Genomic DNA, 23,100 nt, shown 5'->3' with positions numbered 1-23,100 from the left:
CCTGNTGTCCCGCGTCGTGTCCAGCCCCGTCTACCGGCGGGCAACCACCGGTCGACCACGCGTCATGGCCACGATCATCGTGTCGGTCATGGTGAGCATCATCGTCATGCGCGGGGGGTACCGGGCCGCCGTCGTGCCCGCGATCGGCTCCGATCCCCTCGACCTCCCGGTCGAGGAGACACTGGACTATCTGCCGTTCTTCCTTCTCGGGGTGCTTCTCCACCTGGATCGGCGGCGACTCCTGCCGGCCTTCCAGCGGCCGGCGCCGATCCTGCTCGCCGTGGCCGGTGTCCTGCTGCTGGCGTCCACCCGGGGCTGGGTGGGCGGGCTGGCCTCGTCCACCGGCGTGGTACTCAGCCGGACCCTGTTCACCGTCGCGATCACCGTCAACCTGTTCGCCGTGGCGAGCCGGCTCGTTCCCGGCCCCAGGCCGGCCGTCCGCTACCTTTCCGACGCCTCCTACACGGTCTACCTCTTTCACTACTTCTGGATCTACGTCATCGCCACGCTTCTGTCGTTCGACCCGAGCCTGCGCTGGCCGCAGATGCTTCTGGTCACGGCCCTGACCTTCGGCGTGACCTTCGCCCTCCACCACTTCGTCATTCTGCGGTCGCCCTTTCTCCGCAAGATCTTCAACGGAAAGTTCCCCGCCGGCGGCCGTCAGGGAGGCCGCCACGGCGACCGCCGGCCCGCTGCGGCACCCGCCGCCAGGACTGCGACCGTCACGGCCGCAGGGTCGGAGCCCGAGCGGACCCAGCCGCTGCGCTGGCTTCCCCCGGCCCCCCACCTGGACCCGGAACGGACCCAGCAGCTCCACTGGATTCTCTGATGTCCTGGCCAACAGTCGAACCTGAGATGTAGCAGCAGCGTGACGACCGCGCGCAGGCGGGCGTGGGAGATTTGCCATCCGGTCTGAGGACTCCGCGGACCCGACCTTTTGGATCATGGTCCGCGAACCGCAGGCCAGGGGTACCGACACCCTGCTGGGTGCGCCCGGCAGGGATCGAACCTGCGACCTGGTGCTTAGAAGGCACTCGCTCTATCCACTGAGCTACGGGCGCGTTGGTACAGGAGGGGCCTACCGGGAAGCTCCGCCCAGCGTAGCAAGCCCTGACCAGGTACTGGATACGCGGGGACGCGTCGCCGGCCGGTGAGTCGGGGNGACCACGTGGAGGTGCGGGGGAACGGCGAGGGACCGGGCGCGCCCCGGTTCTCTGGTCCGACCGGGCGATACCGAGGACGAGAGGCCGGGGCGCGGGAGGTTGAGGTCCGGGAGGTTGAGGCGCGGGTGGCCGAGGGTCAGGAGGCCAGGCGGGACAGGTCCTCGAATTCGACATCGGTGAGTTCGACGCCGGCAGCGGCGATGTTCTCCTCCAGATGGGCCACCGACGACGTGCCCGGAATGGGCAGCATCACGGGGGAGCGGCGCAGCAGCCAGGCGAGGGCGAGCTGGGCGGGGCTGGCGCTGTGGTGCTTGGCGGCGGCGTCGAGAACGCTGCCGGGAAGGGCGAGCCGGCCGGTGTCGACCGGGTTCCACGGAATGAAGCCGATGCCCTCGCGGTCGGAGTAGTCGAGGACGTCCTCGGCGGTCCGGTAGGCGAGGTTGTAGCGGTTCTGCACGCTGACGATCGGAACCAGGGTGCGGGCGTGGGCCAGCTCGGCGACGCTGACCTCGGACAGGCCGATATGGNGGATCTTCCCCTCCTGCTGCAGCGCGCGCAGTTCACCGAGGGAGTCCTCGACGGGGGNGTCGGGGNCGATGCGGTGGAGCTGGTAGAGGTCGATCCGCTCCAGCTTCAGCCGGCGCAGCGACATCTCCACCTGCTGGCGCAGGTAGGCGGGGCGAGCGACGGGAGCCCACCGGTTCGGACCCTGCCGGGTCAGGCCGCCCTTGGTCGCGATGACCAACCCCTCGGGGTAGGGGTGCAGCGCCTCGGCGATCAGCTCCTCGCTGACGTGCGGGCCGTAGGAGTCGGCGGTGTCGATGAAGTCCACGCCGAGCTCCACCGCCCGCCGCAGCACGGCGCGGGCCTCGGCCGGATTGGCGGGGGGACCCCAGATGCCGGGGCCGGTGATGCGCATGGCGCCGAACCCGAGCCGGGTGATCGGCAGGTCGCCGCCGAGCAGGAAGGTGCCGCTGCCGGCAGCCGTGGGGGCGCCGTCCGGGCTCGTGGTCGAGCTGGTCGTGGTCGTCGACATCGCTGTCCTCCGGATACGACGGTGCTGGTGGGGAACCGCCTCGGCGAGAGGTGACCGCCGGGCGTCGGGTGGGGCGGGTGAGCGCCGGGTCAGGCGCCGCATCGTCCGATCGGGCCATGGCCGGGCATCTCGCCGACCTACGGATCGGCAACCGGGCGTCCAGGAACGGTGTTCCCGCTCCGGTCGTCCCTACTGCTCGTCTGGCCCGGGCGGGTCCGGGCGACCGCGGGCGCAGTGGTCCGAAGCGGGGATACGCGGGGGATGGCGGGGTGTGGACGGTCGCCGGTTATCCACAGCCCGACGGTCGGGGCTTCCGGGGTCGCTNCTGGCGGCCCACAGTGGAACGACGCCGGCGCGACGCAGCGCCGGCACCTTCCTCCCTGATCCGAGGAGCACACCATGCTCGACACGACCATCACCCTCGTCGGCAACCTCGTCGAGGACCCGGAGCACCGGACGACGACGAACGGTGCGTCGGTGTGCAGCTTCCGCCTGGCCTCCACGCCGCGCCGCTTCGACCGATCCGAGAACCGGTGGGTCGACGGCGCCACCCTGTTCCTTCGGGTGTCCTGCTGGCGGCAGCTTGCCGACAACGTCGCTGCGAGCCTCGTGCGCGGGGACCGGGCACTGGTCTACGGCCGGCTGCGGCAGCGCTCGTTCGAGACGAGCGAGGGCGAGCGGCGCGTCAGCTACGAGATCGACGCCGACGCCGTCGGCACGGAGCTGACCTGGCACGCGGCGCGCTCGCAACGGCTTGCCCGGCGGCCGGCGACGCCCGCGGCCGCACCGGTCGAGGCCACCGGGCTCAGCCTGCCCGGCGGCGGTCCGCTGGTCGACCTGCGCGAGTCGGCCGAGATCGGCCTGCCGCAGCCGGAGCCCGTCCCCTCGGTCGCGGGCACCGGCGGAGGGCAGGGCCTGGTGCCCGCCCTGACGAGGGACGTGCAGCCGATCGGGGTCGCCGCGATCGGGTCGTCGGCGGTCGGCCTGGTGCCGGGGGCGGCGGCACCACGGGCCGATGCCCTGAGCGGGGGAGGAACGGGAGCGACGCCCTTCCCGTCCGGCTCGGGAGTGGATGGCTCCCCCTGGCGCGCGTACTCCGCCGTCGCTGAGCAGCGCTAATCACTTTAAGTCCGATTGTGACTCCAATAAGTATTGGTGGGGTGGACCTGCCTCCGGCGCCGTCGGCGGCGCTGGGTACCGTGCCGGGAGTGAGCAGCCCGCACGAGAGCAGGCGGCCCGCACCCGCGCCCGCCGAGCCGGACTCCGGTCTGGTGCCGCCGGCCGTCCCGGCGCAGCGGGCGGTTCGGGGAAGGGTGCCCGCGGGCGGTGGCGGAGGGCCGGGCGGGGACGCCCTCGGCCGGCGCCTGTGGGGGCGCCTCGCCGTCGCTCCGGCCGCGGCACGGTACGTCGCGGTGCTCGCCGTGCTGAGCGCCGTCGCGGCCGTCGTGCTGCGGCACACCGTCTTCCCGCTGCTGTCGGTCAACAACGACGAGGGCATCTACCTGTTGCACGCCCGGACGCTGGCCGAGGGCAGGCTGTTCCCGCCCGCGCCCCGTCCCGCGCAGTCCTACCTGCCGTGGCTCGGCACCGTCGTCGACGACCACTACGTCCTGAAGTACACGCCCTTCGTGCCCGCAGTCTTCGCGGCCAGCCTGTTCGTCGCCGGCAGCATCGACCCGGCGCTGGCCGTCATCGCCGCGGCGGCGGTCGTCGTCACCTACCTGCTCGGCGTCGAGCTGTCGGGCAGCCGCAGGGTCGCGGCGCTGGCCGCGACCCTGCTCGCCCTGTCCCCGCTGGTGCTCCTGCAGAGCGCCATGGTGCTCAGCTATCTGCCGGCGCTGGTCCTGCTCCAGGCGACCGTGCTCGGAGTGCTCCGAGGCCGGCGGTCACACCGTGCGCCTCCCGTGGTGGGCGCCGGGGTCGCGCTGGGCGTCGCCGCGGCGGTGCGGCCGTACGACGTCGTGCTGCTGCTGGCACCCTTCGCGGTCTGGCTGCTGGTGGCCTNGGCCGGGCGGCGCTGGTGGCTGCTGCGCTGGCTGATGTGCGGCCTGGCCGCGCCGGTGGTGATCGTGCTGCTCACGAACGCGGCGGCGACCGGGAACCCGTTGCGCCTGCCGTTCGCGCTGCTCGAACCCGACGATCGGATCGGCTTCGGGCTGCGCAAGCTCTACCCGGCCGACGGGCGGCACGACTTCGGCCTCACCGACGGCCTGAGCTCCGTCGGTGACCATCTGTGGCTGCTCGGCGGCTGGGCCTTCGGCGGCGTCGTGCTTGCGGCGGCGTCGCTCGCCGCCGCAGCGCGGCGGCGGCTGTCCGCGCCGGCCGCGATGCTCGGCCTCGGCGGCCTGGTGTTCCTGATCGGGTACGTCGGCTTCTGGGGAGCGTGGAACGCCGCCGAGCTGTGGGGCGGCATCCGCTTCGTCGGCCCGTTCTACATGGTCGCCGTCCTCGTCCCGCTCGTGCACCTCGGGGCGATCGGATGCGCGTGGGGCGCGGCTGCCCTGGTCGCCCGTGGACGCCGGCTCGGGTTCGCCGCGTTCGTCCCGGTGGTGGCGGCCGTCGTCGCCCTGACGATCGTGGTCCTCACGGGGGCGGTGCGCGACAATCTGGCGTTGACCGGCAACGACCGGGACCTGCGCGCCATGCTGCGCCGGCTGCCGGATCGGCCGCNGGTGTTCGTCGCGGCGAACCCGGCGTTCCTCGGTCATCCCACCCCCGTGACGGCCAACGGCCCGGATCTCGACGACCCGGTGCTCTACGCGATCGCCCGTGGCGTCGACGACCTGACCGTGGTTGCGGACCACCCCGAGCGGCCGGCCTACCTGCTGCGCCTTGCCCCTGCGTACGACCGATCGCCCGGGTCGCCGTCCACGGCGCGGGTCGAGCGACTCGCTGTCCGCGCCGGGGATCGGGTGGCGGCGACCGTCGCCGTCGCGGCCGGCGCCGCGCCCCCCCGCAGTCGGTCCGCCCGGCTCGTGCTCACCGCCGGCCGTGACCGCCTGTCCCTCCCGGTCGACCCGCGGACGGCGACGTCGCTGACGTTCACCATCGACGACGACGGCCTCGACGTGAACGACCTTGCCGTGAACAACGCTGCCGTGAACGACCCCGCCGTCGATGACCACGACACGGGCTCGGCCCGCGCGGGTGCGGCGCGCAGACCGCCCGCTCGCCCGACGGCGACGGTGGTGCGCGGCGGTCGCGGCACCTCCGTCACCGTGACGCTGTACGCGACGGACCGCCTGGGGCGCGAGCGCACCGTCGACCAGCAGATCCTCCCCGTGCGGCTCGCCGCGGGCCGCGGCGAGCCGGACCGGGACGAGCCCGCGGTCACGGTGCTCGGGTCGGTGGGGCAGGTCGACGAGGTCGGCACGGGTGCCCGGCCGCCGCTGCGAGTCACCCTCGCCGACGCCGGTGGCGCCCGAGGGGCGAAGCCACGGACAGGCGGGAGAGCCGAGTGATCAGTGGACGCGGCGGATCGGTGGCGGCGCGTACGTGCCGTCGAGCACGTCCTCGCCGGGGCTGTGGATCCGCAGCGTGGGACGGAAGTCGCCGGTCGCCGCGGGCAGCCAGTTGGCCTGCTCGGCCTCGTCGGACGGGGGGTCGCTCTGGATGAGGACACGGACCGAGCCGTCCGGGCCGCGGCGCAGGTCGCGGGTGCGACTGCCCAGGGAGTACCGGTGCAGGGGATTGTCCACCAGATAGTAGTCGGGGGCGTCGTACATCGTCACCGACCATTCCGCCGCCGGGGGCGGCGGCGCCAGATCGAGGACGTAACGGTGGGCGCCCGTCAGCCGGCGGCCCTCGACGTCCACGAGGCAGGTCGCCTCGATGCTCTCGTAGCCGTGGGTCGCGCCGATCGGCTGACGGGCCGCCATCGCCCGGGCCAGTCGCGCCTGGTCGCGGTCGGTCATCCGCCAGGCCGACTCGTCGCGGGTGCCCGGGCCCAGGCGGTCCAGGTTGAAGTCGAGGGCATGCGGGGTGCTCGACCAGCCGTTGCTCAGCGCCCGCCCGGCCTGGGCGACGCGCTCGAGCCCGTCGCGGCCGGCGCGCAGCCCGCCGCGCAGCGACCAGGTGAGCGCCGGATCGGGATCGACGTACGGCGAGGGATCATCAAAGATCCCGAGCGGGGCGAAGCGGCGCGCGTAGTCGGCCTCGGCCGGCGGCGGCGGACAGGCCCGCAGCCAGATCCGCAGCTCCTCCCAGAACCGCAGGTCGTCGCAGACGCTCTTCGAATGCTCCGGCGGTCCCTCCGCTCGGCGCGCGTCCGGGTCCAGGGAACGCAGCCGGAGCTCGTCCTGGAGCCGGTGGACCGGGCGGGCGTCGGCAGGGTCGTCGAGGCCGAAGCGGCCGATCACGGTCAGCAGCCGGGTGGGCGCCTCGAGGCGGATCAGGTCCGGTGGCGTCGGCTCCGTCCAGCCGGGCGGCACGAGCACGTAGGACCCACCGCGCCCGGCGCCGGTCCGTCGCCCCGCGTAGGCGAAGTTGTTGCGCCAGGCGTCGACGAACAGCAGCAGGCTGTACCGGTCACCGCTGTCCGGGACGGACAGGAGCAGCGGGCCCGGGGCGAGGTCGACCTGGGCCACCGAGTGCAGCACGCCCGCGTTGATGCCGACGAACGCCGAGCGCGGGCCCGGAAGGTCACGCACGTGGGCGAAGGNGTTGAACCCGGCGGGTGTGAGCAGCCCGATCCCCTCGGCGGCGAACAGCCCGATCAGCCGGACGTTGCTCACCAGCGGGTAGCCGAAGACGTACGCCTCGGCCGCCAGCCCGAACCGGTGGTCATCCGCCCGCATACCTGCCCGCCCGCCGCCTCTCGCCGTCCGGTGTCGGCTCTCGTACCGTCCGTGCCCGCAATCGGGTGGCGGTATCCCACCGAGGCCGCGAGGCCGGCGGCAGCGGGCGGGAACGGGCTGCGAATCGGCGGCGGGCGGTCACGCCACCGATCANCGCCGCGAGGATGGTCGCCGCGATGCCCTAGGGTTGACGACATGGCGCAGTACGTCTTCCAGTTGCGCAAAGCGCGCAAGGCCCACGGTGACAAGGTCATCCTCGATGACGTGACCCTGGCATTCCTGCCCGGAGCGAAGATCGGGGTGGTCGGTCCGAACGGGGCGGGGAAGTCGTCCCTGCTCAAGATCATGGCTGGGCTCGACCAACCGAGCAACGGCGAGGCGATCCTCAGCCCCAGCTACTCCGTGGGCATGCTCGCCCAGGAGCCGGCGCTCGACGAGACCAAGGACGTTCGCGGCAACGTCGAGGACGGGGTGCGCGAGATCCGTCGGGTGCTCGCCCGCTACGAGGAGATCAACGAGAAGATGTCCGCGCCCGACGCGGACTTCGACTCGCTGCTCACCGAGCAGGCCGAGCTCATCNACAAGATCGAGGCCGCCAACGCCTGGGAGCTCGACAGCCAGCTCGACCAGGCGATGGACGCGCTGCGGCTGCCCCCGGGCGACGCCGACGTGTCGCTGCTGTCCGGCGGTGAACGGCGTCGGGTCGCCCTGTGCAAGCTGCTGCTCGAGGCGCCCGACCTGCTGCTGCTCGACGAACCGACCAACCATCTCGACGCGGAGAGCGTCGCCTGGCTCGAGCAGCACCTGGCCCGCTACNCCGGCGCCGTGCTCGCCGTCACCCACGACCGGTACTTCCTCGACAACGTCGCCGGCTGGATTCTCGAGCTCGACCGGGGCCGTGCCCACGCCTACGAGGGCAACTACACCACCTACCTGGAGGCCAAGGCCGCTCGGCTCAAGGTCGAGGGCCAGAAGGACGCCAAGCGGCGCCGGGTCCTCGCCCAGGAACTCGAGTGGGTCCGCTCCAACCCGAAGGCCCGCCAGACCAAGAGCAAGTCACGTCTGTCCCGCTACGAGGAGTTGGCCGCCGAGGCGGACCGGGCTCGTCCGCGCGACTTCGAGGACATCCAGATCCCGCCCGGCCCGCGGCTGGGCAACCAGGTCATCGAGGCCAAGGGCCTGGCCAAGGGGTTCGACGGCCGTCCGCTCATCGAGGACCTGTCGTTCACCCTGCCGCGTGGTGGCATCGTCGGCGTGATCGGCCCCAACGGGGTCGGCAAGACCACGCTGTTCACGATGATCACCGGNCAGGCGACCCCCGACGCGGGCAGCCTCGTCATCGGTGACACCGTCGACATCGCCTACGTCGACCAGTCCCGGGCCGGTCTCGACCCGAAGAAGAACGTCTGGCAGGTCGTCTCCGACGGCCTCGACCACATCGTCGTCGGCAAGGTCGACTTCCCCAGCCGGGCGTATGTGTCGTCGTTCGGATTCAAGGGCCCGGACCAGCAGAAGCCCGTCGGCGTGCTGTCCGGTGGCGAGCGCAACCGGCTCAACCTCGCCCTGACCCTCAAGCGCGGCGGCAACGTGCTGCTCCTCGACGAGCCCACCAACGACCTCGACGTGGAGACCCTGCGTTCGCTGGAGGACGCGCTGCTGGAGTTCGCCGGCTGCGCCGTGGTCGTCTCCCACGACCGCTGGTTCCTCGACCGGGTCGCCACCCACATCCTCGCCTGGGAGGGCACCGACGAGGACCCGGCCCGCTGGTTCTGGTTCGAGGGCAACTTCGCCGACTACGAGACCAACAAGATCGAGCGGCTCGGCCAGGAGGCCGCCCGCCCGCACCGCGTCACCTACCGCAAGCTCACGCGCGACTGACGCCTCGCCGCCACCCGGGCCGGGAAAGCAGCCCGGGTGGCGGCGGTGCTGTCGTCGGCGGTGCCGTCGTCGGCGGGCTCAGTCGGCGCGGTTCTGCAGCGAGTTCGCCGCCATCTGCAGGTAGTCCCAGAGCGTCTTGTACTGGTCGGGCGGCAGGCCCAGGGAGTCGACCGCCGCGCNCATCACGACGAGCCACGCGTCGCGCTGCGCCGGGCCGATCGCGAACGGCACGTGCCGCATCCGCAGNCGCGGGTGGCCCCGCAGCTCCTGGTAGTCGCTCGGGCCGCCCCAGTACTGGATGAGGAACAGGCGCAGGCGATCCTCCGCCCCCGCCAGGTCGTCCTCCGGATACAGCGGACGCAGCACCGGATCGTTCGCCACCCCCTGGTAGAACCGCGCNACCAGCCTGCGGAACGTCGGTTCACCACCGACCGCGTCGAAGAAGGTCGTGGTGGTGGGCTGGGCCGGTGTGGGGGGCTGGCTCACGCCTCCATTGTGCGTCACATCGGCGCGCATCCGGCCCGCCGCAGCGCTCTCAGCCCNCACGGGGCGCGACCCACGCCGTGGTGTCCGGTGGCAGCGTCAGCGTCGCGCCGTCGTAAGCCACAGGTCCGCTCGCAAGCACCAGCCGGCCGCTCAGGTCGATCGTCACCTCCCGCCCCATCGCCGTCACACACGTCATACGCGCCGCCCCCACCGAGGTGGGCGACCCCGGGGTCGCCCGTTCGGCGGTCTCCCGTTCGGCGGTCGCCCGTTCGGCGGTCTCCCGTTCGGCGGTCGTCCGGTCGAAGGCGAGGCAGCCCGCGGGTGCGTCGTCGCGCCAGCGCAGCTCGTCGCCGCGCAGATGCGGCAGGGCCCGGCGCAGCGCGAGCGCCCCGCGCGTGAGCAGCCAGGTCGACAGCGGATCCGCGGCCTGGGCGAGCACCGCGAACCCGGCCCAGTCGGCCGGCTGCGGCAGCCACGGCTCGACGCCGTCCACGGTGAACCCGTACGGCGGCGCGTCGCCGGACCAGGGCAGCGGCACGCGGGCGCCGTCCCGGCCCGCCACCGTGCCCCCCGAGCGGGTCCACGCCGGGTCCTGGCGGGCCGCCGGCGGCACGTCGGCCTGCGGCAGCGCCAGCTCGTCGCCCTGGTAGAGCACGGCGACGCCGGGCAGCGCGAGCAGGGTCAGCAGCGCCGCCCGGGCGCGGCGGGTGCCGACCTCCCCGCCCCCGTAGCGGGTCACCGGACGCACCACGTCGTGGTTGGCCAGCACCCAGGTGGCCGGCGCGCCGACCGCCGCAAGCGCCGCGCGTTCGGCGTCGATCACCGTCCGCCAGTCCGCCGCCGACCACGGGACGGTCAGCAGGGAGAACGAGAACGTCAGGTGCAGCTCGTCGGGGCGGACGTAGCGGGCCAGGCGGGCCGGGTCGCGCACCCAGGTCTCGCCGATCAGCACCCGGGGCCGGCCGTCCCGGGCGGCGTACTCGTCGGTGATCGTCCGCCAGGTCCGGTAGATCTCGTGCACGCCGTCCTGGTCCCAGACCCGCGGTTCGCCCTCCTCCCGGAACCCGCTGCCGTCGATCACCGGGCCGGGTGGGTTGTCGCGCAGCTCGCCGTCCTTGACCAGGCCGTGGCTGANGTCGATGCGGAAGCCGTCGACGCCCCGGTCGAGCCAGAAGCGCAGGGTCGCCTCGTGATCGGCCCGCACGGCGGGATGGTCCCAGTTCCAGTCGGGTTGCTCGGCGTCGAACAGGTGCAGGTACCACTGGCCGTCGCCGACCCGGGTCCAGGCCGGACCGCCGAAGACGGACACCCAGTTGTTCGGGGGCTCGCCGCCGTCCGCTCCCCGCCCGTCCCGGAAGATGTACAGCTCCCGCTCGGGTCCGCCCGCCGGGGCCGCCAGCGCCGCCTGGAAGGCCGGATGCGCCGAGCTGGAATGGTTCGGGACCAGATCGACGAGGACGGCGAGACCGGCGTCGGCGGCGTCGGCGAGCAGCGCGTCGAGATCGGCGAGGCTGCCGAACAGCGGGTCGACCTCGCGGTGGTCGGCGACGTCGTAGCCGTGGTCGGCCATCGGCGACGGGTAGAAGGGTGTGATCCACAGGGCGTCGACGCCCAGCTCGGCGAGGACCGGCAGGTGCTGGCGCAGGCCGGTGAGGTCCCCGACGCCGTCGCCGTCCGAGTCGGCGAAGCTGCGCAGGTAGACCTCGTACAGCACCGCCCGCCGCCACCACTCGGCATTCCGGTTGCCGACACCGGCCGGAGCCGAACGGGGGGTTTCCCCCCTGTTACCAGAACTCGATCCAATCGTGGAATAGTCAGTACTGGAATGATGTATCCCCATGTGATCCTTCCTGATGCCCTTGGTCCTGCGGGGACCGATACCCACCCGGGCGCCGTCGCCGACGCCGGGACGCCGACGGACCCGCCGTCCCTCCTGGCCTCCGGCGGCGCACCGAGCACCCCGGCCCCGTCGGGCCTGCCCCGCCCGGACCCGCCGCCCCGCCTGTACGCGGGGCCCTGTCCGGGCCGGCGGCCCCGGGCTGTCCCACCGCCGCGACCTTCCGGGTGCGGTCGGTCGGACGGCCGTCCTGGTGCGACACATGCTCCTCCGGTGGCGGCTCGGCGGCGGCAAACCCGGTCTGAGCGCGCGAAGGGATGGCGATGGGGTACTGCTCCCGGCTCGGGTCGACGTTCTCGCGATGCGCGATATCCGGTTACCGAACTAGACTTCCGCGGGTGGACGAGGTGACTGGCCGTTACGGCACAGTCCCGGGAGTCGGATTCGGTCGGGGGCGGGGGGATCCAGCCCCGACGTCCGAACCCGTCACTGGGAGTTCGTCCGGCATGTCCGCAATCACCGCCGCGGCGGATGCCGGGATCGCCCTGGGTTCGCAGGCGGCCGCCCGGATGTCGCAGCAGGTGCGCCGCTCGGCGTCCGCGGGCCTGCGCGGCGCCCGGGGGATCGTCCGCGTCCTGTGGGGCGGGCCGAGCGGCGACGGCCGGGACGGGCCGGAGGGCTCGCCGGCGTCGTTCCTGGCCGACGCCGGGCTCGTCCTTGGCGGCACCCTCGATCCGGAGCACGTCCCCGACCTGCTCGCCGGGCTCGCGGTGCCCCGCTTCGGCACCGGCGCGATGGTCTGGGTCCGCGACGGCGACGACGTGCGGCTGGGTGCCACCGTCTTCGTCGACCCGAAGGTCGACAAGATCATGCGGGCGATCGTCGCCACCCGCCCGCCCAGGCTCGCCGACGAGTTCCCGCCCGGCGTCGTGCTGCGCAACGGGCAGACCTACTGCCTGCCCGATTTCGACGATCTACGAGCCAAGATGTCGTTCCCGCACGAGCTCGCCTACCAGCAGTTCCGTCGCATCCAGGGCGGCCCGACGGTGAACGTGCCGCTGTCGGTGCACGGGCGGATCCTCGGCGCCATCACCGTCGGCCGGCGCGAGGGCTTCTACACCAACGCCGAGGTCACCCTGCTGGAGGATCTGGCCCGCCGCGGCGCCCTGGCGCTGGAGAACGCCCTGCGCTTCAAGGAGGCCCAGGAGTCGGCGTTGACCCTGCAGCGCTCGCTGCTGCCGGCCCATCCACCCGCCCTCGAGGGTGTCGAGATCGCCATGGAGTACCGGCCGGGGACGGCGGGCACCGAGGTCGGCGGCGACCTCTACGACGTGATCCCGCTGTCCGGCGGCCGGGTGGGGGTCGCCATCGGCGACGTGATGGGCCGCGGTCTGCGGGCCGCCGCGGTGATGGGCCAGCTCCGCGCGGCGCTGCGGGCCTACGCGCTGGAGGACTGGTGCCCCGCGGAGGTCCTCACCCGGCTGGACCGGGTCGTCGGCCTGCTGCCCGGCCTGCAGCTCGCCACCTGCATCTACGCGGTCTACGACCGGCACACCGGCCGGGCGACCATCGCCAGCGCCGGGCATCCGGCCCCGCTGGTGATCCTGCCCGACGAGGACCCGGACTATCTGGTGCTCGACCCCGGCCTGCCGCTCGGCGTCGGCGAGGGCGGCGGCTTCAGCGAGACGACGGTGACCCTGCCGCCGGGTTCGGCGCTGGTGATGTTCACCGACGGGCTGGTGGAGTCGCGGCGCCGGCCGCTGGTCGACGGCCTGGAGAACCTGCGCCGCGGGTTGATCGAGCAGCGTGCCCGGGTGGCCGCCGCGCGGGCCGGCCAGGCCGCGGCGAACGGCAACGCCGCGGACGCCGCAGGGGGGGACGCGTCGGGCGGCACCCTGGCCGGCGGCTCCGGCAGGCCCGGCGAGGCGTCGACCGGCGCCTGGGTCGATCGGCGGGCGCCCGGACCCTCCCTCGGCCCGCCGCCGGGCATGGCCGACCGTCGCAGCGGCCGGGACCGGCGCACCGGCCCGGATCGCCGTGTCGGGGGCGAACGCCGCGCCGGGGCGGATCGGCGCCGCCGCGCCCGCGGCGACAGCTTCGCCGCGCGGAGCTGGTTCGGCCCGGACACGGTCGCCGGCACGGGCGAGGGTCCGGCCGAGGAGACGGCCCGCTCGCTGCTCGAACGGTGCCTGATCGCCGCCGACCTGCCGGCCCGCACCGACGACGACACGGCCATGGTGGTGCTGACCACCCAGGCGGTGAACCCGCCGCTGCTCGAGCTGGCGCTGCCCGCGGTGGCCGCCTCGGCCGGCCAGGCTCGGATGGCGATGCGCGACGTGATGCTCGACTACGGCATCACCTCGGTCGAGGACGCGACCCTGCTGGTCAGCGAGGTGGTGACGAACGCGGTTCTGCACGCGCGCAGCGACCTGGTGCTGCGGGCGTCGCTGGAGCCGGGCCGGCTGCGGATCAGCGTCGAGGACCGCGAGGGCGGCCACCTGCCGCGTCCGGGTGCGGCGGCGGCGAACAAGCCCGACCCCGAGTCGGGCTGGGGCCTGCTGCTGGTGGAGGCGCTGTCGCTGGCCTGGGGCGTCGAGACGACCCCGGGCGGTAAGCGCGTCTGGTTCGACATCGAGATTCCCGACGGGCCGGGACGTGGCATCGGGGGCCGGCTGCCGGCCGGCTCCGAACCGCCGCCGATGTCGGGCCCCCCGGGGCTCGGGCCGTTGCCCCCCGACCCGCCGGCCCAGGGCCGGGGCTGGAGCTGACCACCGGGCCCTCAGCGCCGCCCGGCCCTCAGCGCCGTCCGTCTCTCAGCGGCGAGCGGTCGCTGCGGGGGACACCCGGGTCGCCTCGGCGGTACGCACGATGTTGCGCAGCATGCCGCCGAACACGGCCGCGTGGAAGGGGCTGACCGCCCACCAGTAGAGCTGGCCGGGCAGCCCGCGGGGCAGGAAGATGGCCCGCTGCCGGTAGACCGTGCCGCCGTCGTCGCCGACGGCGGCACGCAGCTCCAGCCAGCCGTCGCCGGGCATCTTCATCTCCGCCCGCAACCGCAGCAGCCGGCCGGGCTCGATCTCCTCGACGCGCCAGAAGTCCAGCGCCTCGCCGACGCGCACCCGCTGCGGGTCCCGCCGGCCGCGGCGCAGGCCGACGCCCCCCAGCACGGTGTCCAGCCAGCCGCGGGCCGACCAGGCCAGCGGCCACGAGTACCAGCCGTTCTCGCCGCCGATGCCCTCGATGACCCGCCAGAGCCGGTTTGGCGGGGCGGCCACCGGCATGCTGCGCTCGTCGACGTAGAGCGCCCCGCCGGTCCAGTGCGGATCCGTGAAGGTCGGCTCGCCGGGCGGGCGGGGGGCGCAGGTCACGCTGCCGCGGCCGGCCGCGGTCCCCAGGATCGACGGCGACAGGGTCCCGGCGGTCCGCACGGTCCCTGCCGGCTCTGCGGTCCCGGCCGCCTTCGCGGTGGTCTCCACCGGCTTCGGCCGGGCGGCCCGCCGCGCGGTCCGGGTGGGCGAGCGGGTCGGCCAGACCGCCGTCGACCAGCGGGTCTCGACGCCGCGTTCGCGGACGCGGGCGAGCGCGTAGGCGGCCGCGGTGTCGAAGGGCATCAGCCCGTCCGGCGGGTCCGGGATCCACCGACGTACCGCGTGCCCGTCGCGGACCACGACCTCGGTGCGCAGCGACCGGACCAGGGGCTTTGCGATGGCCTTGGGCACCGGGGTGACGACGCCGACCCACAGCGAGGACAGCCCGGGCGACAGCACCGGCACCGGGATGATGATCCGCCTGCGCAGCCCCTCCACCGCCGCGAAACGCTGCATCATCTCCGCGTAGGTCAGGATGTCCGGGTCGCCCACGTCGAACGACCGGTTGACCTCCGTGGGCACCCCCAGCGCGCCGATCAGGTAGTACAGCACGTCGCGGACCGCGATCGGCTGGATGCGGGTGCGCACCCAGCGGGGGGTCAGCATCACCGGCAGCCGTTCGGTGAGGTAGCNCAGCATCTCGAACGACGCACTGCCGCTGCCGATGATGACCGCCGCCCGCAGCACGATGGTGGGGACCCCGGAGTCCAGCAGGATCCTCGCGACCTCCTGGCGGGAGCTCAGATGCGCGGACAGGCCCTCCTCGCCGCCCGCCGGGCTGAGCCCGCCGAGGTAGACGATGCGCCGCACCCCGGCCGAGCGGGCGGCGGCGGCGAAGGCGCTCGCCGCCTGGCGGTCCACCGCGGAGAAGTCCCCGCCCGCGTCGATGGAGTGGATGAGGTAGTAGGCGACGTCGACACCGGACATCGCCGCCGGCAGGGAGGCCGGGTCGCGGGCGTCGGCCTGGACCACCTGCGCCCGGGCCGCCCAGGGGACGCCGCGCAGGCGGGCCGGATCGCGGGTCATCGCCCGCACGTCGTACCCCTGGTCGAGCAGGCGGGGGGCGAGCCGGCCACCGATGTAGCCGGTCGCCCCGGTGACGAGGATGCGCACACCGCCTACCTGCCCAGCGCCGACGACGCGTACCCGGGACCGGTCGGGCCAGGTGCCGCCGGTGCCTCAGGCGGAGGCGGCCTCGGTCACGTCCGTGCTCAGGTAGGCCGACCAGCGCGGATCCATCCGTCGGGACCCCAGAATGCGCCAGGCGGCTCCGCTCGGCGCTCGGGGGGCCGTGCGGAGCCGCCAGCCAAGATCAGCCACGGCGCGGTCGGCTTTGACATGGTTGCAGCGACCGCAGGCCGCCACGACGTTCTCCCACACGTGCGCGCCCCCACGGGAGCGTGGAATGACGTGGTCCAGCGATGTTGCCGGCGCATTGCAGTACACGCACCGGTGATGATCGCGCGCCAGCACACCCTTGCGGGTCAGCGGGACCTGCGAGCGGTATGGCACCCGGACGAAACGCGCTAACCGGACCACGATCGGGACGTCGACGGACGTCGTCGAGGACCGAAGAACCTGGCCCGCCGATTCGACCATCACGGCCTTGTCGGTCAGGACCAGGACAAGCGCGCGCCTTTGCGACACCACGCACAGAGGCTCGTACGTGGCATTGAGAACCAGCGCCTCCGCCACGCGCCGACCTCCTGCCCACCGAGGGCCCTTTGCGGGCCGTTCTGCCCAAGCGTCTCCGGTGACAATGGACAGTCAACCGTCTTCGGNGGCAGAACGCGAGCCTGTTTGCATGGTCATCGGCTTTTGTGCCGTGGCGCTGCACATATCTGGTGGCCTTTGTCACTCTCCGCCCATCAATCGGTGAGCTTTTGGCCACTCTCCGTCGATCCAGTGTGAGCGGGGTCATCATGGCGGCGCGTGGTCGCCCGTTGGCCTGCTCCGGGGGTGGGCACCGATGGGCCGTCCCCATGGGCGAGACTGATCTCGATCGTCGCCCCCCGAGCATGGGCGCGCCATGCCGCGGATCGGCCGCCCCGGTGGTGTCGCGACCGCCAGGGCCGCCACGACCGCCGCCCGCGGTCGCCCTGACCGCCCACGGCAAGCCGACACCGCCGTGACCGCCGATGCCGCCATGACCGACGGAACCAACAGGAAGGATGACCGACGTCGTGACGCCCGCCCCGTCCCTGCTGGCCCAACCGCTCATCCCCGGCCTGGGGATGCTGCTGTCCGCCTCGCCGTCGCCCGCCGCGTCGGCGGGCCCGCTGTCCGCCGCCGCGACGGCAGCCCCGTCACCCTCGCCGAGTCCGTCGGCGACGACCGATCCGCTGGTCTCGCTCGAGGGGGTCGCCAACGCCCTGCGCGACGCCTGCGGGACCAGTCCCGGCCTCCTCTGTCGGACCGTCTACAACGCTACGCACAGTAACTATCTTGCCTCCGGCGCCGAGGTGTTCCTGGGCACCCCGATCAGGATCATCCTCATCCTGCTGATCGCCCTCGTGGTGCGGGCGCTGCTGCACAGGTTCATCCGACGGACCACGGAACGGGCCGGTTCCGGGGGCGGCGGCGGGCTCTTCCGTGGTTCCCGTGCCGGGACGCTGCTGGGCGCGTTCGGGGATCCGACGGTGCTGATGGAAAGGCGCCGGCAGCGGGCCGCGACAGTCGGTTCGCTGCTGCGCAGCGTGACCTCCATCTTCGTCTTCGGCCTGGCATTCCTGAGCATCCTGGGTGAGCTGGGCATCAATCTCGCGCCCATCGTCGCGAGTGCCGGCGTCCTGGGAATCGCCGTCGGTTTCGGCGCGCAGAACCTCGTCCGCGACTTCCTGTCCGGGATGTTCATGNTGCTCGAAGACCAGTACGGCGTGGGTGACGTCATCGACGTCGGCGCCGTCTCGGGCACCGTCGAGGCGGTGAGCCTGCGGATGACGAGGCTGCGGGATGTCGAGGGAACCGTCTGGTACGTCCGTAATGGTGAGATCACCCGGATCGGTAACAAGAGTCAGCAATGGGCGAGGACCGTGCTCGATGTCCCGCTCGACTACGACACCGAGGTCGGCGAGGCCAAGCGGGTGCTCGGCCGCACCGCCGACGAGTTGTGGGCGGACCCCCGATGGAGCAGTCTCATCCTCGCCGAGCCGGAGGTGTGGGGCATGGAGACCATGACCGCCGACGGCTACTCCCTGCGTCTCGCGATCAAGACCCAGCCGCTGAAACAGTGGGAGGTGGCCCGCGAGCTGCGGGAGCGGGTGCGCACGGCGCTCAGCGACGCCGGCATCGCCCTCGGCACCGTCCAGCGCAGCGAGGTGACCGTGGTCGACGACGACGAGGAGGAGGAGCGCGACGACGACGAGGCCGAGGACGACGGCTCGGGGGCGGGGCTGCCGGGCGGCTCGATCACCGAGGACCTGCCGCGGCCGCGGCTGGACCCGCCGAGCCCGTCGCGTTCCGGGTGAGCCCGTCCGGGGCCTCGCCGTGCGCCGCCGGACCGCCGCGCCACCGGCGGATCCCCGTCGCAGCCGGGGATCCGGGCCGGCGGGCCGGCTGAAGCCGGCCTGAAGATCGCGGTAGGTGTTCCTGAGACGGCCCGGCAGCCGTCCATCTGCCCCTCGTGCCCAGGCAGACTGGAACCGTGCGGGTACTGGTGGTGGACGACGACGCGGCTGTCCGGGAGTCCCTGGAGCGCTCGCTCCGGTTCGAGGGTTATGAGGTGACGACCGCGGTCGACGGCGCGGACGCCCTCGACGCGGTGTGCCGTGACCAGCCGGACATCGTGGTCCTCGACGTGATGATGCCTCGCATCGACGGGCTGGAGACCTGCCGCCAGTTGCGGGCCCGCGGCGACGACGTCCCGGTGCTCATGCTGACCGCGCGGGACGGCCTGGCCGATCGGGTCAGCGGTCTCGACGTCGGCGCCGACGACTACCTGGTCAAACCGTTCGCGCTGGAGGAGTTGTTCGCCCGGCTGCGGGCGCTGACCCGCCGGGCGGCGCTCGCCGCCCGGGCCGCCGGGGCGGGCGGCGCCGGCGGGCCGGGTGCGCTCGCCGACTCGGTGCTGCGCTACGGCGGCGTGAGCCTGGATCAGGCCAGCCGGCAGGTGACTCGGGGCGAGCGGGAACTGACCCTGACCAAGACCGAGTTCGAACTGCTGGAGCTGTTCCTCAGCCATCCGCGGCAGGTGCTGTCCCGCTCAATGATCATGGAGAGGGTCTGGGGCTACGACTTCGGCCCCACCTCCAACTCGCTGGAGGTCTTCGTGAGCTACCTGCGACGCAAGCTCGAAGCGGGCGGCGAACCGCGGCTGCTGCACACCGTGCGCGGTGTCGGTTACGTGCTGCGTGAGCCGGCGGGGGACCGCGGGTGACGCGAGCCGGCGGCGGTTCGCCGGCACGCGGTGCGGCGCCGCCGTCCTGGGGGCGGCCGTTGCCCACCTTTCCGGCGCCCGCCGGTGCCGGTACCGGCGGACCGGTCGGTGGTGCCGGCGGACCGGTCGGTGGTGGTGCGCCCGCCGGGGGTGAGTCCGGCCTGCCGGGGGGCGCCGCCCCGCGAGCCGGGTTCGCCGCCCGGGTCGGGCCGAAGCAGCGGTCCCGGCTCAGGTTCTCCTCGCCGTTGGGCCGGCTCACCCTGCGGGCGCGGCTCGCACTGCTCGTGGGCATGGCGGTGGCCGCCGCCGTCGCGGTGGTCGCCGGGGTCTCCCTCGGCGCCACCAGCATCGTGCTCAACCAGGCCATCGACGACCAGCTCATCGAGCAGGCGGAGGCGTCCGCGGACACCATCCAGACCAACTCGCTGGGCCTGGGACTCGGCCTGCAGGCCTTCAGCTTCGGCCTGGAGGGCCAGTTCCTCGACGCCGGCGGCAACCCGCTGCAGAACGCCGTGTCGTCCTGGAACAGCGTGCGGATCCCGGTCGACGCCGCCGACGCCGAGGTCGCCCGCCGGGAACGGACCCAGAACCTGCGCACGATCACCGTCGACGGCCAGTCCTACCGGCTGGTCACGGTCCCGCTGCAGCGCCCGGCGTCCGGCGGGGCACTCCAACTCGCCCGTCCGACCACCGATGTCGACCGGACGCTGCGCGATCTCGGGCTGGTGCTGCTCGTCGTCGGGGTCGTCGGGGTCGTCGGCTCGGCGCTGGCCGGGCGGATCGTGGCCCGGGCGGCCCTGAAACCCGTCGACGCCGCCGCCGCGGCCGCCGAGGAGGTGGCCCGCACCCAGGACCTCTCGGCGCTGATCCCCGTCACCGGGGCCGACGAGATCACCCGGCTCGCGGAGAGTCTCAACAGCATGCTGCGGGCCCTGGAGGCCTCCAGGGCCCGCCAGCGCCAGCTCGTCGACGACGCCAGCCACGAGCTGCGCACCCCCCTGACCAGCCTGCGGACCAACATCGAGCTGTTGCTGCGCGCCGAGGCGAACCCGCACCGTGCGCTGCCCGCGGCCGACCGCGCGGCCCTGCTGCGCGATGTGGACGCCCAGATGCGCGAGCTGTCCGGGCTGGTCAGCGAGCTCGTCGAGCTCGCCCGGGACGAGGTGCCCACCGAGGATGTGGAGCGGCTCGACCTGGCCGAGATCGTCGCCGCCGCCGCGGAACGCGTGCGTCGACGCGCCACCGGCAAGGGCATCCGCATCGAGGTCGACGCCGCGAGCTCCCCGGTCGACGGCCGGGCGAACATGCTCGAACGAGCCGTCACCAACCTGCTCGACAACGCGGTGAAGTTCTCGCCGCCGGCGTCGGTCGTGCGGGTGCGCACCCGCGACGGCGAGGTCACCGTCGCCGACGACGGCCCGGGCATCGCCCCGCAGGAGCGGGCTCAGGTCTTCGATCGGTTCTACCGGGCCACCTCGGCGCGTGGGCTGCCGGGATCCGGGCTCGGCCTCGCGATCGTCGCCGACGCCGTGCAGACCCACGGCGGCACCGTGGTCGCGGAGGGCTCGCCGAGCGGCGGGGCCCTGCTACGGATGCGGCTGCCGCCGGCGATCCCCGACCCCTCGGACCCCCGAGACGCGCTGACCCTCGCGGGCGGCCTCTCGGCCACGGATGCCGATCTGGCGTGGCGGCCGCCGCCGTCTCCCGACCCGGTCTCCTCACCCTGGAGCCGCACCGGCGCCGCTCCTACCACAGGCTCGCCGGCCCCGACGCCGGCGGACGGTGCGTCCCGGCCGGGTCCCGCGGCGGAGAATCCTGGTCCGTGAGCCCAGACGATTCCGCCCGGTCCGTGCCGCCCGACCATTCCGTGCCCGTGCGGTCACGTGCGGCACCTGGGCCGGGAGCACCTGGGCCGGCGGCGGNCGGTCCGGTGGCACCGGCCCCGGCGGCCCTGGGTGTCGATGCGGCGGTGGCGCAGCCCGCGGACCCGGCCGAGGAGTGGACGGCACCGGCCGTCCGGGAGCTCGCCGAGCTTGCCGAGGTGGCCGGAGTCGCGACCTCGTACCGCGACGCCGAGGGGGCGCTCGTGCGGGTCGCGCCGCAGACCGTACGGGCGGTCCTGCGTCTGCTGGGGATCGACCCGAGCGACCCGGCGGCGGCCCTCGCCGAGGCCCGGGAGGCGCCCTGGCGGCGCCGGCTGCCAGCCTGCGCCGTGGTGTCGGCCGCTGCGCCGCGCCCGGTCGTCGTGCACCTGCCCGCGGGCGCCGTGGCACGGGCCGAACTGGAACTCGACACCGGCCGGCGGATCCCCCTCGACCCGCCGGGCGAGCCCACCGAACGCCGCAGCCTCGACGGCGAGTCGTGGGAGGCCCGGCCGCTCGCCCTGCCCGCCGGGCTGCCGCTGGGCGACCACGTGCTGCACGTCGCGGTGGGGGCGCGGCGTCTGCGCTGTGCGCTCGTCGCCGTGCCGGACGCGGTGCCCGGGCCCTCGGCGCTCGCCGAGCCGGCGCGGGCCTGGGGCTGGATGATCCAGCTCTACGCGCTGCGGTCGGCGTCCTCCTGGGGCATGGGTGACTACGCCGACCTCGCCGACCTCGCCGACTGGTCCGGCCGGGCGGGTGCGGACGTGCTGCTCGTCAATCCCCTGCATGCCGCCGCCCCGACCCTGCCGGTCGCCGCGTCGCCCTACTCACCGGTCAGTCGCCGCTTCGCCGCGCCGCTCTACCTGCGACCCGAGGCGACGCCCGAGTACGCGCGGGTCGACGAGCAGACCCGGGCCGCCGTCGACGAGCTCGCCCGTGCGGCCCGCCGGGACGGTCGTCCGGACGGCCTGCTCGACCGCGACGCCGTCTGGCGGGCGAAGTCCACCGCGCTGGAGCTGCTGTTCCGGGCCGCGCGCGGCGCCGCCGACCCCGACGCCGTCGACCCGCAGGCCGTCGACCCGCAGGCCGTCGACCCGCAGGCCGCCGACACGGATGCTGCCGTTGCGGGGCTGGCCGACTTCGCGACCTGGTGCGCGCTGGCCGAGCGGCACGGGCCGGACTGGCGGGCGTGGCCCGCGCAGCTCGCGCATCCCGGCACACCCGCCGTCGCCGCCGCCCGCGTCGAGCTGGCCGACCGCATCGCCTTCCACGCCTGGCTGCAGCGGCGCTGCGACGACCAGCTCGCCGCGGCGCAGGCCGCCGCCCGCGGCGCCGGGATGGCCGCGGGGATCGTGCACGATCTCGCGGTCGGGGTCGATCCGGGCGGGGCGGACGCCTGGGCCCTGCAGGACGTCCTCGCCGTCGACGCCACGGTGGGGGCCCCACCCGACACGTTCAACCAGCAGGGCCAGGACTGGGGACTGCCGCCCTGGCGACCGCAGGCGCTGGCCGACACCGGGTACGCACCGTTCCGGCAGATGGTGGCGGCGGTGCTGCGCCGCGGCGGGGGGCTGCGGGTGGACCACATCCTCGGCCTGTTCCGGCTGTGGTGGATCCCGTCGGGGGCCGGAGCGGCGAACGGCACCTACGTCCGGTACGACGCCGAGGCGATGCTCGGGCTGGTTGCCCTGGAGGCCGCGCGGACCGGTGCCGTCGTCGTGGGCGAGGATCTGGGCACCGTCGAACCGTCCGTGGCGACCACGCTGGCGCGTACGGGGGTGCTCGGGTCCACGGTGCTGTGGTTCGAGCAGGACGACGCCGGCCGCCCGCTGCCGCCGGCGCGGTACCGGGCGGNGACGATGGCCAGCGTCACCACGCACGACCTGCCCACCGCGGCGGGCTATCTCGAAGGTGAGCACGTGCGGCTGCGGGCCGGGCTGGGCCTGCTCGGACGGTCCGAGCAGGCGGAGACCGCCGGCTGGCGCGCCGAGCGGGACGCGTTGCTCGACCTGCTGCAGGCCGAGGGGCTGACGGGGCTGGCCGAGATGACGGGGCTGGCCGAGATGACGGGGCTGGCCGAGGTGACGGGGCTGGCCGAGGTGACGGGGCTGGCCGAGGTGACGGGGCTGGCCGAGGTGACGGGGCCGGCCAAGGTGACGGGGCCGGCCGAGGTGACCGGGGGCGGGGCGCAGTTCACGACAGCGGCCCGTACCGAACTCGCCTTCGCCCTGCACCGGCTGCTGGTGCGCTCACCGTGCCGCATCGTGCTGGCCGCCCCCGGCGACGCCCTCGGCGACCT

At 73.9% G+C, this 23,100-nt stretch carries 11 protein-coding genes, 1 tRNA gene and 17 pseudogenes; 15 read left to right on the top strand and 14 right to left on the bottom strand.

Annotation, left to right across the window (positions count from 1 at the left end; translation table 11 throughout):
* Window positions 1-5: 5 nt before the first annotated feature.
* The coding region (locus UK94_RS58430; RefSeq protein ID WP_235488748.1) for an acyltransferase family protein at window positions 6-829 on the top strand (824 nt) is incomplete at its 5' end.
* 159 nt (window positions 830-988) lie between these two features.
* Here UK94_RS58430 and UK94_RS19465 read toward each other — a convergent pair.
* The 4 genes and pseudogenes from UK94_RS19465 to UK94_RS58415 all read right to left on the bottom strand — a co-directional run.
* Window positions 989-1,061 (bottom strand) — tRNA-Arg (locus tag UK94_RS19465).
* Window positions 1,062-1,299: 238 nt separating this feature from the next.
* Window positions 1,300-1,690 (bottom strand): annotated as a pseudogene (locus tag UK94_RS58425) (aldo/keto reductase); the annotation flags it as partial.
* A gap of 1 nt (window position 1,691) precedes the next feature.
* A pseudogene (locus tag UK94_RS58420) lies at window positions 1,692-1,748 on the bottom strand (hypothetical protein); the annotation flags it as partial.
* Window positions 1,749-1,757: 9 nt separating this feature from the next.
* Window positions 1,758-2,199: aldo/keto reductase (locus UK94_RS58415; protein WP_235488746.1), on the bottom strand; the 442-nt coding region annotated here is incomplete at its 3' end.
* Window positions 2,200-2,598: 399 nt separating this feature from the next.
* Between UK94_RS58415 and UK94_RS19455 the strand changes: the two genes are divergently transcribed.
* From UK94_RS19455 to UK94_RS74395, 3 genes and pseudogenes are all read left to right on the top strand, one after another.
* Window positions 2,599-3,318 (top strand): single-stranded DNA-binding protein, encoded by a 720-nt coding sequence (locus UK94_RS19455; RefSeq protein ID WP_055750972.1) that lies wholly within the window; start codon window positions 2,599-2,601, stop codon window positions 3,316-3,318.
* 17 nt (window positions 3,319-3,335) lie between these two features.
* Window positions 3,336-4,203 (top strand): annotated as a pseudogene (locus UK94_RS76250) (hypothetical protein); the annotation flags it as partial.
* A gap of 1 nt (window position 4,204) precedes the next feature.
* Window positions 4,205-4,869: pseudogene (locus tag UK94_RS74395) on the top strand (hypothetical protein); the annotation flags it as partial.
* A gap of 791 nt (window positions 4,870-5,660) precedes the next feature.
* On the opposite strand, the pseudogene UK94_RS19445 reads toward UK94_RS74395, so the two are convergent.
* Window positions 5,661-6,859 (bottom strand): annotated as a pseudogene (locus UK94_RS19445) (DUF1254 domain-containing protein); the annotation flags it as partial.
* 331 nt (window positions 6,860-7,190) lie between these two features.
* On the opposite strand from UK94_RS19445, the pseudogene UK94_RS58405 reads away from it, so the two are divergent.
* The 4 genes and pseudogenes from UK94_RS58405 to UK94_RS58390 all read left to right on the top strand — a co-directional run.
* Window positions 7,191-7,574, top strand: a pseudogene (locus tag UK94_RS58405) (ATP-binding cassette domain-containing protein); the annotation flags it as partial.
* Between the two features lies 1 nt (window position 7,575).
* Window positions 7,576-7,811: pseudogene (locus tag UK94_RS58400) on the top strand (ATP-binding cassette domain-containing protein); the annotation flags it as partial.
* A 1-nt stretch (window position 7,812) separates the two neighbouring features.
* Window positions 7,813-8,302: pseudogene (locus UK94_RS58395) on the top strand (ATP-binding cassette domain-containing protein); the annotation flags it as partial.
* 1 nt (window position 8,303) lies between these two features.
* Window positions 8,304-8,873: ATP-binding cassette domain-containing protein (locus UK94_RS58390; protein WP_235488745.1), on the top strand; the 570-nt coding region annotated here is incomplete at its 5' end.
* Between the two features lie 78 nt (window positions 8,874-8,951).
* On the opposite strand, the pseudogene UK94_RS58385 reads toward UK94_RS58390, so the two are convergent.
* The 6 genes and pseudogenes from UK94_RS58385 to UK94_RS58360 form a co-directional block, all read right to left on the bottom strand.
* A pseudogene (locus tag UK94_RS58385) lies at window positions 8,952-9,052 on the bottom strand (globin); the annotation flags it as partial.
* A 1-nt stretch (window position 9,053) separates the two neighbouring features.
* Window positions 9,054-9,119, bottom strand: a pseudogene (locus UK94_RS58380) (globin); the annotation flags it as partial.
* A 1-nt stretch (window position 9,120) separates the two neighbouring features.
* Window positions 9,121-9,272, bottom strand: a pseudogene (locus tag UK94_RS58375) (globin); the annotation flags it as partial.
* A 1-nt stretch (window position 9,273) separates the two neighbouring features.
* Window positions 9,274-9,389: pseudogene (locus UK94_RS58370) on the bottom strand (globin); the annotation flags it as partial.
* Between the two features lie 27 nt (window positions 9,390-9,416).
* Window positions 9,417-10,493: pseudogene (locus UK94_RS58365) on the bottom strand (alpha-amylase family glycosyl hydrolase); the annotation flags it as partial.
* 1 nt (window position 10,494) lies between these two features.
* Window positions 10,495-11,199: alpha-amylase family glycosyl hydrolase (locus UK94_RS58360; RefSeq protein WP_268761509.1), on the bottom strand; the 705-nt coding region annotated here is incomplete at its 3' end.
* Between the two features lie 503 nt (window positions 11,200-11,702).
* On the opposite strand from UK94_RS58360, the gene UK94_RS19425 reads away from it, so the two are divergent.
* Window positions 11,703-13,964 carry a SpoIIE family protein phosphatase gene (locus UK94_RS19425; protein ID WP_235488743.1) on the top strand — a complete coding sequence of 754 codons (2,262 nt, stop codon included), beginning with the start codon at window positions 11,703-11,705 and terminating at the stop codon, window positions 13,962-13,964.
* A 45-nt stretch (window positions 13,965-14,009) separates the two neighbouring features.
* Here the strand turns inward: UK94_RS19425 and UK94_RS19420 are convergent.
* The 3 genes and pseudogenes from UK94_RS19420 to UK94_RS19415 form a co-directional block, all read right to left on the bottom strand.
* Window positions 14,010-15,196: pseudogene (locus tag UK94_RS19420) on the bottom strand (SDR family oxidoreductase); the annotation flags it as partial.
* A 1-nt stretch (window position 15,197) separates the two neighbouring features.
* Window positions 15,198-15,677: NAD(P)H-binding protein (locus UK94_RS58355; protein ID WP_235488741.1), on the bottom strand; the 480-nt coding region annotated here is incomplete at its 3' end.
* 66 nt (window positions 15,678-15,743) lie between these two features.
* The gene (locus tag UK94_RS19415; RefSeq protein WP_009739884.1) at window positions 15,744-16,259 is read right to left on the bottom strand and encodes an HNH endonuclease; all 516 of its coding nucleotides are present in this window, start codon (window positions 16,257-16,259) and stop codon (window positions 15,744-15,746) included.
* Between the two features lie 476 nt (window positions 16,260-16,735).
* Here UK94_RS19415 and UK94_RS58350 point away from each other — a divergent pair.
* From UK94_RS58350 to UK94_RS58340, 6 genes and pseudogenes are all read left to right on the top strand, one after another.
* Window positions 16,736-17,419: pseudogene (locus tag UK94_RS58350) on the top strand (mechanosensitive ion channel); the annotation flags it as partial.
* Between the two features lies 1 nt (window position 17,420).
* Window positions 17,421-18,031, top strand: a 611-nt coding sequence (locus tag UK94_RS58345) for a mechanosensitive ion channel (protein ID WP_235488739.1), incomplete at its 5' end; no start/stop codon positions are given.
* A 176-nt stretch (window positions 18,032-18,207) separates the two neighbouring features.
* Window positions 18,208-18,939 carry a response regulator transcription factor gene (locus UK94_RS19405; protein WP_041939006.1) on the top strand — a complete coding sequence of 244 codons (732 nt, stop codon included), beginning with the start codon at window positions 18,208-18,210 and terminating at the stop codon, window positions 18,937-18,939.
* Window positions 18,940-19,229: 290 nt separating this feature from the next.
* Window positions 19,230-20,765, top strand: coding sequence for a HAMP domain-containing sensor histidine kinase (locus UK94_RS19400; RefSeq protein WP_235488788.1), 1,536 nt, complete (start codon window positions 19,230-19,232; stop codon window positions 20,763-20,765).
* Between the two features lie 143 nt (window positions 20,766-20,908).
* Window positions 20,909-22,655: pseudogene (gene malQ / locus UK94_RS19395) on the top strand (4-alpha-glucanotransferase); the annotation flags it as partial.
* 1 nt (window position 22,656) lies between these two features.
* Window positions 22,657-23,100 (top strand): annotated as a pseudogene (locus UK94_RS58340) (hypothetical protein); the annotation flags it as partial.

Origin of the sequence: Frankia sp. AvcI1, assembly GCF_001420875.1 — a bacterium.
Lineage (GTDB): Bacteria > Actinomycetota > Actinomycetes > Frankiales > Frankiaceae > Frankia > Frankia alni.
Note: the sequence above shows the minus strand (reverse complement) of the source record. Positions and strands in the feature narration are given on the sequence as shown.